The organism is Gammaproteobacteria bacterium, from assembly GCA_029884425.1.
Classification (GTDB): Bacteria; Pseudomonadota; Gammaproteobacteria; order S012-40; family S012-40; genus JAOUHV01.
Genome location: JAOUHV010000069.1, coordinates 1 through 12,342 on the forward strand (window position 1 = coordinate 1; position 12,342 = coordinate 12,342).

The 12,342-nt window shown below is 53.0% G+C and carries 13 protein-coding genes and 1 pseudogene; all 14 read left to right on the plus strand.

Going from position 1 to position 12,342, the window contains the following annotated elements:
• Positions 1 to 364: translation elongation factor Ts (gene tsf / locus OEW58_13285; protein ID MDH5302322.1), on the plus strand; the 364-nt coding region annotated here is incomplete at its 5' end.
• Between the two features lie 24 nt (positions 365 to 388).
• Positions 389 to 1,111 carry a UMP kinase gene (gene pyrH / locus OEW58_13290; protein MDH5302323.1) on the plus strand — a complete coding sequence of 241 codons (723 nt, stop codon included), beginning with the start codon at positions 389 to 391 and terminating at the stop codon, positions 1,109 to 1,111.
• Positions 1,111 to 1,668, plus strand: coding sequence for a ribosome recycling factor (gene frr / locus OEW58_13295; GenBank protein ID MDH5302324.1), 558 nt, complete (start codon positions 1,111 to 1,113; stop codon positions 1,666 to 1,668). Before pyrH ends, frr begins: the two co-directional genes overlap by 1 nt.
• Before the next feature lie 41 nt (positions 1,669 to 1,709).
• The gene (locus OEW58_13300; GenBank protein MDH5302325.1) at positions 1,710 to 2,483 is read left to right on the plus strand and encodes an isoprenyl transferase; all 774 of its coding nucleotides are present in this window, start codon (positions 1,710 to 1,712) and stop codon (positions 2,481 to 2,483) included.
• Positions 2,476 to 3,306, plus strand: a complete 831-nt coding sequence (locus OEW58_13305) for a phosphatidate cytidylyltransferase (protein MDH5302326.1) — start codon at positions 2,476 to 2,478, stop codon at positions 3,304 to 3,306. The genes OEW58_13300 and OEW58_13305 overlap by 8 nt, the downstream gene beginning before the upstream one ends.
• Complete coding sequence (ispC, locus tag OEW58_13310) at positions 3,303 to 4,481, plus strand: 1-deoxy-D-xylulose-5-phosphate reductoisomerase (protein ID MDH5302327.1); 1,179 nt, start codon at positions 3,303 to 3,305, stop codon at positions 4,479 to 4,481. Before OEW58_13305 ends, ispC begins: the two co-directional genes overlap by 4 nt.
• A 13-nt stretch (positions 4,482 to 4,494) precedes the next feature.
• A pseudogene (gene rseP, locus OEW58_13315) lies at positions 4,495 to 5,864 on the plus strand (sigma E protease regulator RseP).
• 21 nt (positions 5,865 to 5,885) lie between these two features.
• On the plus strand, positions 5,886 to 8,189 hold the full coding sequence (gene bamA / locus OEW58_13320; GenBank protein ID MDH5302328.1) for an outer membrane protein assembly factor BamA: 2,304 nt from the start codon (positions 5,886 to 5,888) through the stop codon (positions 8,187 to 8,189).
• Between the two features lie 18 nt (positions 8,190 to 8,207).
• Positions 8,208 to 8,714 carry an OmpH family outer membrane protein gene (locus OEW58_13325; GenBank protein MDH5302329.1) on the plus strand — a complete coding sequence of 169 codons (507 nt, stop codon included), beginning with the start codon at positions 8,208 to 8,210 and terminating at the stop codon, positions 8,712 to 8,714.
• Between the two features lie 20 nt (positions 8,715 to 8,734).
• Entirely contained in the window at positions 8,735 to 9,754 is a 1,020-nt protein-coding gene (gene lpxD, locus OEW58_13330) for a UDP-3-O-(3-hydroxymyristoyl)glucosamine N-acyltransferase (GenBank protein MDH5302330.1), read from the plus strand.
• Complete coding sequence (gene fabZ / locus OEW58_13335; protein ID MDH5302331.1) at positions 9,754 to 10,206, plus strand: 3-hydroxyacyl-ACP dehydratase FabZ; 453 nt, start codon at positions 9,754 to 9,756, stop codon at positions 10,204 to 10,206. Before lpxD ends, fabZ begins: the two co-directional genes overlap by 1 nt.
• Before the next feature lie 2 nt (positions 10,207 to 10,208).
• Positions 10,209 to 10,979: an acyl-ACP--UDP-N-acetylglucosamine O-acyltransferase gene (gene lpxA / locus OEW58_13340; protein ID MDH5302332.1), complete on the plus strand. Its 771-nt coding sequence runs from the start codon at positions 10,209 to 10,211 to the stop codon at positions 10,977 to 10,979.
• 6 nt (positions 10,980 to 10,985) lie between these two features.
• Complete coding sequence (gene lpxB / locus OEW58_13345; protein MDH5302333.1) at positions 10,986 to 12,143, plus strand: lipid-A-disaccharide synthase; 1,158 nt, start codon at positions 10,986 to 10,988, stop codon at positions 12,141 to 12,143.
• Positions 12,127 to 12,342, plus strand: a 216-nt coding sequence (locus OEW58_13350) for a hypothetical protein (protein ID MDH5302334.1), incomplete at its 3' end; no start/stop codon positions are given. The genes lpxB and OEW58_13350, both read left to right, overlap by 17 nt.

Sequence of the window (12,342 nt, forward strand, 5' to 3'; positions counted from 1 at the left end):
AGCACTGGCCAAGGACATCGCGATGCACATCGCAGCCAGCAAGCCAAACTGCGTGTCAGCTGACCAGATGCCTGCCGATCTGATCGAGAAAGAGCGTGAAATTTTCATGGCTCAAGCGGCAGACAGTGGCAAGCCTGCAGACATCATTGCTAAGATGGTGGACGGTCGTATTACCAAGTTCCTCAAGGAAAATACCCTGGAAGGCCAGCCTTTCGTTAAGGACCCAGAGCAAACCGTCGGTCAGTTGCTGAAAGCAGCCAAGGCTAAAGTGATTTCCTTCCAGCGCTACGTCGTTGGTGAGGGTATCGAGAAGGCCGTGGATAACTTCGCTGAAGAAGTTATGGCTCAGGTACGTGGCAACTAATTGCTGAACAGGAGATCGTCGTCAGTGACTCAACCTAAATACAAACGCATTTTGCTGAAGCTCAGTGGCGAAGCACTCATGGGCGATGGCGAATATGGCATTGATCCCGTTGTTTCCAGTCGCATCGCCAATGAAATCCGTGAGCTGGTGGACGCAGGAGTGCAGGTGGGTTTGGTCATTGGCGGCGGTAACATTTTCCGTGGTGCCGGTTTGGCCGCTGCGGGTATGGATCGCGTTACCGGTGACCACATGGGAATGCTGGCTACGGTGATTAACGCACTGTCCATGCAAGATGCCCTGGAAAAACGCGGTATGTATTGCCGTGTTATGTCAGCACTAAAAATCAATCAGATTTGCGAAGATTACATTCGTCGTCGCGCCATTCGCCACCTTGAAAAAGGTCGCGTGGTTATTTTTGCGGCAGGAACGGGTAATCCATTTTTTACCACCGATTCGGCAGCCAGCTTGCGTGGCATTGAAATTGATGCCGATCTGGTGATGAAGGCGACCAAGGTAGATGGCGTCTATTCGGATGATCCGATGAAAAATCCTGATGCCAAGCTGTACAAGCGCTTGAGCTATGATCGTGTGATTGGTGATCGACTGAACGTGATGGACACGGCAGCGTTTGCGCTGTGCCGCGATCAGGGAATGCCGATCCGCGTGTTCAATATGAGTAAACCGGGTGCCATGATGCGTGTCGTCATGGGCGAAGACGAAGGAACACTGGTAGACGCGGGGGAGTAATGTTAGAGCGTATCAAAACAGACGCTGAAAAGCGGATGAAGAAGACGATTGAGTCATTCAAACACGATTTGACTAAAATCCGGACTGGCCGTGCCAACGCCTCGCTGTTGGACAATATCACCGTTGAATACTACGGTAGCCAGGTTCCGTTGAGCCAGGTGGCCAACGTGAACGTGTCCGATGCACGCACACTCACGGTTGCACCGTGGGAAAAGAGCATGGTGAAGGCTATCGAGAAGGCCATAATGTCTTCTGGTCTGGGGCTGAATCCCGTGGTTAATGGCGACATCATGCGCGTGCCTTTGCCCGCGCTGACCGAGGAGCGTCGTCGCGATTTGATCAAGGTGGTCAAGAGCGAAGGCGAGGGTGCCAAAGTGGCCATCCGCAATATTCGCCGTGACGTGCTGACTGACGTTAAGGCGCAGCTCAAAGAAAAAACCATCACCGAAGATGAAGAGCGTCGCGGCCAGGATCAGATTCAAAAAATTACGGACAAGTATATTCACGAAGTGGATGACCTGTTGAAGGTTAAAGAGGCAGAGCTGCTGGAAATCTAATTTCCGACCGATGTGTTCTCGTTCATTTTTATTGGAACAGTATGAGTAGCTATCGAGAAACAGACCTGGTCGAGCTGGTGAAGCGGGGCCAAGTTCCAAGACATGTTGCCATTATTATGGATGGCAACGGACGTTGGGCGAAAAAGCGGGGCTTGCCTCGCTTCGCTGGACACAAGTTCGGCGTTGAGTCTGTCCGCAAAGTGGTTTCTGCTTGTGGTGAGCACGGGGTCGAAGTATTGACCCTGTTTGCGTTTAGTAGCGAAAACTGGCAGCGCCCGGAGAAAGAAGTCGGTGTGCTGATGGAGTTGTTTTTAACGGCGTTGAAGCACGAAGTCAAAAAACTGAGTCGCAACAATGTGCGTCTGCGCGTGGTTGGTGGTTTGGACGCGTTTTCCGATAAGCTGCGCGCACGCATTACTGAAGCCGAAGAAATGACGGCGGGTAATGACGGTCTGACTCTGGTGATTTGCGCCAATTACGGCGGCCGCTGGGATATTACCCAGGCGACAAAACGACTGTGCGCAGATGTGGTCGCGGGCAGAAAGTCGCTTGATGCGGTCAATGAGGATTCGTTGAGCGAATATCTTTGCTTGGCGGATTTGCCCGAGCCTGATTTGTTTATCCGCACCGGTGGTGAGGAACGAATCAGTAATTTCCTGCTGTGGCAATTGGCGTATACCGAGTTGTATTTTACCGAAACGCTGTGGCCGGATTTTGACAAGAACGCGTTTGCGCAAGCGCTGCTTGCTTTTGCGGGGCGTCAGCGTCGTTTTGGTCGCACCGGCGATCAGGTAGAGAAGGTGGCGGGTGCTTAAACAACGACTGATAACCGCGGCCATTTTAATTCCGCTGGTGATATGGGGCATTTTGGGATTGCCCACTTCGTACCTCCTTGCCGTACTCGCGCTGTTTGTGTTGCAGGGAGCCTGGGAATGGACCCGTCTGGTTGGCTGGAAAGCCCAATCTCATCGCATCGTCTTTGTGGTCGTGATCGCCTCGTTGGTGCTCAACGGCTATTTCTTTTTGCAGTACGGTTCGGCATCGCTAGTATTGTTTGCGGTTTCTCTGGTCTGGTGGCTATGGGGCATCGGACGCATTGTGCGTTACCGCGGTGAGCCAGGGGTAGAGACGCGAAACTGGCTGGTCAATGCTCTGCATGGGGTGGTGATATTGGTGCCGACCTGGGTTGCATTGGGGTATTTGCACAGTCTCGGCGAGCATGGGCCGTATTTGTTGATCATGTTGATGGTGCTCATTTGGGGTGCCGATTCCGGGGCCTATTTTGCTGGCCGAAAATTTGGAAAACGCAAGCTGGCACCGTTTGTTAGCCCAGGTAAAAGCATCGAAGGTGTGCTGGGCGGTGTGCTGGCAAGTTTGGTGTTTGCGCTGATCGGTGGCTGGCTGCTTGGCTATGACAGTGGCAAGGCTCTGGGCCTGTTTGTGCTGCTGAGTTTGATCACCGTGCTGTTGTCTGTGGAAGGTGATTTGATGGAAAGCCTGTATAAGCGCCGTGCAGGCGTGAAAGACAGCGGTACCTTGTTGCCCGGTCACGGTGGTGTGTTAGACAGAATTGATAGCATGACGGCGGCCGCGCCGGTGTTTGCGTTGGGTATTTGGGCGCTGGAGGTCGTTGCTTGATCGGAGTTACCGTGCTGGGGTCTACTGGCTCGATTGGTGTCAGTACCCTTGATGTAATTGCGCGCCATACGGACAAGTACCGGGTGGTGGCGTTGACGGCGAATACCCAGGTTGAAAAACTGGCGGAGCAGTGCCAAGCCTTTAACCCGGCCTACGCAGTGATGACCAGTGCCGACCATGCGCAACAGCTGCGCAATCGTTTACGGACTCTGGGTTTGAGTGATATCGAAGTGCTCAGCGGCGAGAGTGGTTTAAAGCATGTTTCCAGTCTGCCGGAAGTGAACTACGTCATGGCTGCCATTGTGGGGGCGGCCGGCTTGGCACCGACACTGGCGGCAGCCAGCAGTGGCAAGCGGGTGCTGTTGGCCAACAAAGAGGCTCTGGTCATGTCCGGTCGGTTGTTCATGGACGAGATCGAGAAAAATGGCGCGGAGCTGTTGCCCATCGACAGCGAACATAATGCTATTTTTCAATGCATGCCGCCACGCATGACCGGCAATCTGGCTGGCATGGGCATCAACAAGATTTTGTTAACCGCTTCAGGTGGTCCATTTCGTGACAGAGACATCAGTACTCTGGATGCGGTGACACCTGCCGAAGCGGTGGCGCACCCCAACTGGAGCATGGGGCGTAAAATTTCGGTGGATTCGGCGACCATGATGAACAAGGGGCTGGAGGTCATCGAAGCGCATTGGTTGTTTAATGCCCATGCGGATCAGATCGAAGTCGTTGTTCACCCGCAAAGCGTGATTCATTCCATGGTGCAGTACACTGATGGTTCGGTGCTGGCCCAGTTGGGCAATCCGGATATGCGTACGCCCATTGCCCATGCCATGGCCTGGCCGGAGCGGATGAGTTCTGGCGTGGCGGATCTGGATATTTTCAAAGTGGCGCGGCTGGATTTTCGTCCGGCAGACTTTGCGCGTTTTCCATGTTTGCGATTGGCCTATGAGTCGTTGCGCGCAGGTGGAACCGCGTCCACGGTATTAAACGCGGCGAACGAAATCGCGGTGGATGCCTTCCTCAATGAAACTATCCGGTTTACGGATATTCCAAAGGTTATTGAGCAGACGTTGGCGGACGTTCCGGTGACGGACGCTGACAATCTTGAACGTATTCTTGGTGCTGATCAGAGGGCTCGGATGATAGCCCTGGAGCACATCGCTCGCCTCTGACAGGGGTAATTGCATGGATAATTTTTTATATTCCTTGGTGTTTTTCATTGTCGCCTTGGGCTTGCTTATTGCGATACATGAGTTTGGCCACTATTGGGTGGCGAAAAAACTCGGTGTCAAGGTGCTGCGTTTTTCCATCGGTTTTGGTTTTCCGCTGTGGCGTCGAGTTCGCGGCGAGGACAAAACCGAGTACGTGATTGCCGCCATTCCCTTGGGTGGTTACGTCAAAATGCTGGACGAGCGTGATCCGGACTGCCCAGTCCTGCCCGAAGAGCAGCATCGCGCGTTTAATCGTCAACCGGTGTCCACTCGCATTGCCGTGGTTGCTGCCGGGCCTTTGTTCAATTTTGCCTTTGCCATTCTGGCCTACTGGGCGCTGTTCATGATGGGCGTGCCGGGGGTTAAGCCGTTGATCGGTGAGGTGCAGCCGGGATCGCTGTTTGCCCAGGCGGGGATAGCGCACGGTGATCTGGTGCTGTCGATTGACGACGAACCAATGCCGACCCTGGAAAACGTCCGCTTGACGCTGATGGAAGGAGTGTTGGATCAATCCGTACTTAACGTGACGGTTCAGCGCGAGGACATGAGCGAGCGCGAATTGCAGCTGGATTTGAGCAGTTTGACAGCAGATGCGCTGGATGAAGATTTCATGCAGGCACTGGGTTTTTCTCCGCTGCGGCCGCTTTTGCCGGCGGTGCTGGCGGAAGTGCAGACCAGTGGTGCCGCGCATGCGGCGGGTTTGCAGTCCGGTGACCAGATTATTGAGGTCGACGGTCTGGTGATTGAAGACTGGGAGGCCTGGGCGAGCTATGTCCGCGAGCATCCTGGCCAGGCACTGGCAGTGAAAATATTGCGCCAGAACCAGACGCTGGATTTGACCGTGACACCGGCAACGGTGGAGTCACCTACTGGGCCGATTGGTCGCGTGGGAGCCATGCCCGATGTTCCTGAAGAATTGATCAGTGAATTCCGCGCCGTTCAGCGCTATGGCGTGTTGGCAGCCATTCCTGTCGCGATAGAAAAAACCTGGGACATGTCGGTGATGACGCTGGTCATGTTGTGGAAAATGTTGGTGGGCAAGCATCGATTGAAAATATCAGCGGGCCATTAACCATTGCCACTTACGCAGGCCAGACGGCGCAAATTGGTCTGGTTGCCTTTATTTCCTTTCTGGCGATTGTGAGCGTGAGTCTTGGAGTCTTGAATTTGTTGCCGGTGCCGGTTTTAGATGGCGGCCATCTCATGTACTATGTGATTGAAATTATAAAGGGAAGTCCGGTTTCCGAGCAGGCTCAACTGATGGGACAAAAAATCGGCATTATCATGTTGGGTGGCTTGATGTTTCTTGCCCTTTACAACGACATTAACCGGCTGTTTAGCTAGAGCGTCATTGATTTTAAAAAAATGAAGAAAAATATCGGGTTGCTGTTGGCGCTTTTGTTGTGGTCGACGTTGTCTTCTGCTGCACTGACGTCGTTCGAAGTAAAAGAGATTCGCTTGGAAAATCTGAGCCGGATCTCCGAGGCGACCGTGCTCAATTATTTGCCAGTCAAAAAAGGCAGTACGCTGAATCAACAAAAGGCTGATGAGGCGCTGCGCGCCTTGTTCAAAACCGGTTTTTTCGACGACGTCAGTTTGCATCGCGATGGTGACGTGCTGGTGGTCAGGTTTGTCGAGCGGCCTTCCATTGCCAAAATCAAACTGTCGGGCAATGAAAAAATTGAAACCGATCAGCTCAAAGATGGTTTAAAGAAAATTGGCTTGGCGGAAGGGCGGATTTTTAACCGCTCATTGCTCGAGCAGGTTGAACAGGAGTTACAGCGCCAGTACTTTGCCTTGGGCAAGTACGGCGTCAGCATCAAATCCAAGGTTGAAGAACAGTCACGTAACCGGGTTTCGATTGAGATCGAAATTAACGAAGGTGATGTGGCGCTGGTGCGCGACATTAACATCATCGGTTTTCATGCGTTTGACAAGGCGACCCTGATGCGCCGTTTTGAAACCGATCCTTATCAGATCGGTGACTCGTTGGTGTCGGATGCGGAGTACACCCGGCAGAAATTAGCTGCCGACCTGGAAAATCTGCGTTCCTACTATCTGGATCGTGGCTACATCAATTTTGATATTTCATCCACTCAGGTGAGTATTTCGCCAGACAAGCGCAATGTGTATGTCACCGTTAATCTTGACGAGGGCAGCAAGTACAGTGTCGCTGGCGTCAGTTTGTCCGGTAATTTGATTGTGGACGAAGCAGAATTGCGCGGCATGATCGAAATTAAGGACGGCGACGTTTTTTCCCGCAAACTGATTACCGAAAGCAGTACGCGCATTAGCGAGCGTTTGGGCGAAGAGGGCTATGCCTTTGCCAACGTAAATGCGATACCGGAAATTAATGAAGACGACAAAACCGTCAAGCTGACCTTCTTCGTCGATCCGGGCAAGCGTGTTTATATCCGGCGGGTGAATTTTATCGGTAACAGCAAAACCCAGGACGAGGTTTTGCGTCGCGAATTGCGTCAGTTGGAAGGTGGCTGGTATTCCACCTCCAAGATTAATCGCTCCAAGGTACGCATTCAGCGTACCGGCTTTATTGATCAGGTGAATGTGGATCGCCTTTCTGTTCCCGGTCGTCCCGATCTGGTGGACGTGGTGTTTTCCGTGACCGAGCGGCCCTCAGGCAGTATTACTGCGTCGATGGGTTATGGGCAGGGCTCGGGCATGATTTTGTCCGCCAGCGTGAACCAGAACAACTTCCTGGGAACGGGTAAATCGGTCAGTGCCGAGGTCAATAACAGCGACATCAATCGCAAATACAGCTTCCGTTTGACAGACCCGTACTACACCCTGGACGGGGTGAGCCGCACCATCAGTTTGTATCTGAACGAGACCAATGCCTCGGCCACCAACCGGATCTCGGGCTATCAGGCGGACGTGTACGGCGCCAGCATGAGTTTCGGTTTCCCGATGAGCGAGTACCGGACGGCGCGAGTGGGGCTGGGTTATGATCATACCGATATCGATATTGCCAGTACGGCGGCCAGTGCCTATCGTCGTTTTACCGATGATTTTGGTACTACCTTCAATACCTTTACCCTGACAGCATCCTGGTCGTACGATACGCGAAATCGCATTGTTTTCCCGGAGAAGGGCACCGATATCAACATTTCGACCGATATCGCGCTGCCGGCGGCGGATATCAGTTTCTACAAGGTCAACTACCGTCAGCAGTTGTTCTGGCAATTGTGGAGTCCGGTGGTTTTCCACCTGGATGGTACCGTGGCATATGGTGATGGCTTGGGAAATACGGATCGGCTACCCTTCTATGAGAATTACTACGCCGGTGGTGGACAGAGCGTACGTGGTTTCCGTGATTTCAGCCTGGGTCCCAAGGATGACATCAATGACCGTACGGTGGGTGGTAACCGCAAGGCAACCGGTACCATGGAGCTATTGTTCCCACCACCCATGTCCGAGGATAATCGTACCGTCCGGTTGAGCGCCTTTATTGATGCGGGTAATGTGTGGGGCGACGGCAGTGATGCGCGCAGCCTGGTTGCGCATATTGAGCAGTTGAGAGCGTCTTATGGTGCGTCACTGTTATGGATTACCCCGGTGGGTGGATTGCGTTTCAGCTGGGCCTGGCCGTTGAAGACCGAAGAGGGTGATCAGACGCAGCGCTTCCAGTTCTCTATCGGTGCACCGTTCTAAACAGACAGGAGTGTCAACGTGAAAAAATCGGTATTTGGTCTGCTGGTGGTCCTGGTCTTGGGTTCGACTTGGGCGCAGGCCGCGGATTTGAAAATTGGCGTGGTCAATGTGCCCAAAATTCTGGAGGAGTCTCCTCCTGCCATTGCCGCGCGCGATGCACTGCAGCGTGAATTTGAACCTCGTGAGCGTGAACTGCTGGCGACCCAGGCCAGTTTGCGCAAGCTGGAAGAGCGTCTGAATCGTGACGGCTCGATCATGAGCGAGGCTGAACGTTCCAAGCTCGAGCGGGAAGTGCTGACCAAACAGCGCGACTTCAAACACGACCAGGATGGGTTCCGTGAAGACCTGGCGATGAAGCGTCGCGAATTGGTGGAAAATTTACAGCGCCAACTGGTGGACAGTATTCGCGCGTACGCAGAAGAGAAAAAATTTGATTTGTTGCTGGCCGAGGGCGTGGTTTACGTCAAAGACAGCTATGATGTGACTGACGAAGTGTTGCGTTACCTTTCCGGCAAAAAGAAATAGTGGATACTGAGGACTGAGCGTTGGCTTTTACTCTACAACAATTGGCTGATCATGTAGGTGCCCGTGTGCACGGTGATCCTGCTTGTTTGATTCACGGCGTGGCCGACATTGTTGAGGCGACGGCGGGTGAGTTGGCGTTTGTCTCCAATCAGAAATTTAAAAAATACCTGGGCGAAACTTCCGCCGGCGTCGTGGTTCTAACCGATGATTTGTTGGCTGACTGTCCAACCAACGCGTTGGTGGTCAAATCACCGTTGGCGGCGTATGCCAAGCTGGCGCAACTGATTACCGCCGAGCCTGCGCCTGAACAGGGCGCGCATCCGACGGCGGTGGTCAGTGAGCGTGCAGTGCTGGGTGCTGGCGCGTACGTGGGACCCAATGCGGTTGTGGAAGACGATGTCCAGTTGGGCGAAAACGTGTTGATCGGCGCCAATTGCTTTGTCGGCAAGGGCAGCGTGATCGGTGCCAACAGTCGTTTGTACCCCAATGTCAGTGTGTACCACCAAACGGTCATCGGCCAGCGCTGCATTATTCACAGCGGTGCGGTGATTGGCAGTGATGGTTTTGGCAATGCGAATGAAAATGGGCGCTGGATCAAAATTCCCCAGTTGGGTCGCGTGGTGCTGGAGGATGATGTAGAAATCGGTGCCAATACCGCGATAGACCGTGGGGCAATGAAAGATACAGTCATTTGCCGTGGCGTGAAGATCGATAACCTGGTGCACATCGCTCACAACGTTTACATTGGTGAAAACTCCGCCATCGCCGCCTGCGTTGGCATCGCCGGCAGTGCTACCCTCGGCAAGGGGGTCACCATTGGTGGTGTTTCTGGAGTGGCGGGACACATCGAAATTGCTGATAATACACACTTTACCGGAATGGCGATGGTGACCCGCTCGATCAAGGAGCCTGGATTGTACTCGTCCGGTTTGCCGGCAGAAGAAAACCGTGAGTGGCGCAAGAATGTGGTGCGTTTTCGTAATTTGGAAAAATTGGAAAAACGCGTGAAGGAACTGGAAGCGAAATTGGATGAGAAATAATGGGTAGTACTCCCAACCGTTTTGATGTTAACGAGATTTTCAAGCTGCTGCCCCATCGTTACCCGTTTTTGCTGGTGGACAAGGTGGTTGAGTTTGATTCTGGCAAGTCGCTCAAGGCGATCAAAAACGTTACCATTAACGAGCCATTTTTTGTTGGCCATTTTCCCGAAAAACCGGTGATGCCGGGTGTGTTGATTATCGAAGCGCTGGCTCAGGCAACGGGTTTGTTGTCGTTCGAAGCGACCGGTGGTCGTCGTGATGGCAAACTGTTTTATCTGGTGGCAGTGGACAACGCCCGTTTTAAACAGCCAGTGATTCCAGGTGACCAGTTGGTGTTGGAAGTTGAGTACATCACCGACAAACGCGGTATTTGGAAATTCTCGGGCAAAGCCAGTGTCGATGGCAAAGTGGTGGCCAGCGCCGATTTGATGTGTGCAGAGAGGGATGCCTAAGCGTGATTGATGAAAGAGCCATCATCGACCCGAGTGCGCGGATTGGTAACAATGTCAGCATTGGTCCCTATGCGGTTATTGGCAAGGATGTGGAAATTGGCGATGGCTGCCAGATTGGTCCGCACGTAGTGATTAATGGGCCAACCACGCTTGGCCGCGACAATCGAATTTTTCAGTTTGCCTCCATTGGCGATGAGCCACAGGACAAAAAATACGCCGGTGAACCTACCAGACTGGTGATTGGTGATCGCAACACCATTCGTGAATTTTGTACCATTAACCGTGGTACGGTGCAGGATAACAGCATTACCAAAATTGGTAATGACAACTGGATCATGGCTTATGTGCACATCGCCCATGACTGTATTGTTGGCAACAATGTGACCTTGGCGAACAATGCGTCGCTGGCAGGTCATGTGCGCGTTGGCGATTTCGCGATTTTGGGTGGATTCACCCTGGTGCACCAGTTCTGCGCCATTGGTGCGCACTGTTTTGCCGGAATGAACAGCGTTATTTCCAAAGACGTACCACCGTACGTGATGGTGTCAGGTCACATGGCGGAAGCCCACGGCCTGAATACCGAAGGTTTGCGTCGTCGCGGATTTTCTCCCGAGGCGATGAAAGCCCTTAAGGACGCCTATCGTGTGGTTTTCCGTCAGGGTCACACGCTGAAAACAGCGATTGAGATGCTCGAGCCAGAGGCCAAACAGTGTGCCGAATTGGCGGTCATGGTTGATTTTCTGCAAAACGTGACTCGCGGCATCGTTCGCTAAGCGTCGATGAGCGAGCGCCCTCTTCGCATTGCTATGGTCGCCGGAGAAGTCTCCGGCGACATCCTTGCCTCGGGTCTGATCCGCGAAATCAAAAACCGTTATCCTGATGCCCAGTTCGAAGGAATTGGTGGTGAGCTGATGCTGGCCGAAGGATTTCATTCCCGTTTTCCCATGGAGCGTTTGTCGGTGATGGGACTGACCGAAGTGCTGGGGCGGTTGCGCGAATTATTGGGCATACGCAAACAATTGATTCAGTACTTTATCGACAATCCACCGGATGTTTTCATCGGGATTGACGCGCCCGATTTTAATTTGACCCTGGAACGAAAACTCAAGCAGGCCGGCATAAAGGCGGTGCACTATGTCAGTCCTTCGGTGTGGGCCTGGCGGGAAAACCGGGTGCACAAAATAGTTCGCAGCATTGATTTAATGCTGACGCTGTTTCCGTTTGAAGTGGATTTTTACGCGCGTTATGGTTTGCCGGCTCGTTTCGTCGGCCATCGTCTGGCGGATGACATTCCGCTGGATTCAGATCCCCAATTGGCGCGTCAGTCACTGGGATTGCCGCAGGATAAAAAGATCGTTGCCTTGTTGCCCGGCAGTCGCGGCAGTGAGGTGAAAAAACTGACCGCAGTGATGTTGCAAACCGCGCAGTGGTGTTTGACTCAGCGCAGTGATTTGCATTTTGTGGTGCCGCTGGCAACGTCGCGTACTCGCGAGTTGTTCGAGCAGATTCAGCAGGAAATGGGACTGGAGCTTCCTCTGACGCTGGTGGACCGGCGTTCCCGAGAGGTAATGCAGGCGGCAGATGTGATTTTGCTGGCCTCAGGTACTGCCACGCTTGAAGCAGCGCTGATGAAACGACCCATGGTGGTGTGTTATCGCCAGTCGGCGTTAACCCATTGGCTGATGAAACGCATGGCCAAAGTGAAACATGTTTCGCTGCCCAATATTCTCGCGAACCAGGCGTTGGTGCCTGAGTTTTTACAACAGCAGGCCAGCGTGGAAAATATGGGGCCGGCGGTGTTGTCTTATTTGAGTGATGAACAAAAAACGAAAACGGTTGTGCAGGCGTTTTATGCCATCCACCAGAGTCTTAAACAAAACGCCAGTGTGCGTGCCGCCGATGCGGTATTGGAATTGATTCATGCAGACAAGCTTTGATTTTGTATTGCCGCCGGTCGAATTGATTGCAGGTGTGGACGAAGTGGGGCGGGGACCGCTGATCGGTGCGGTGGTTGCCGCCGCCGTGATTCTTGATCCGTCAAAGCCGATTTCCGGCTTGGCCGACTCGAAAAAGTTATCAGAAAAAAAACGCGATGCGCTGTATCCAGAAATTATCGAGTCGGCCAAGCCGGAAATC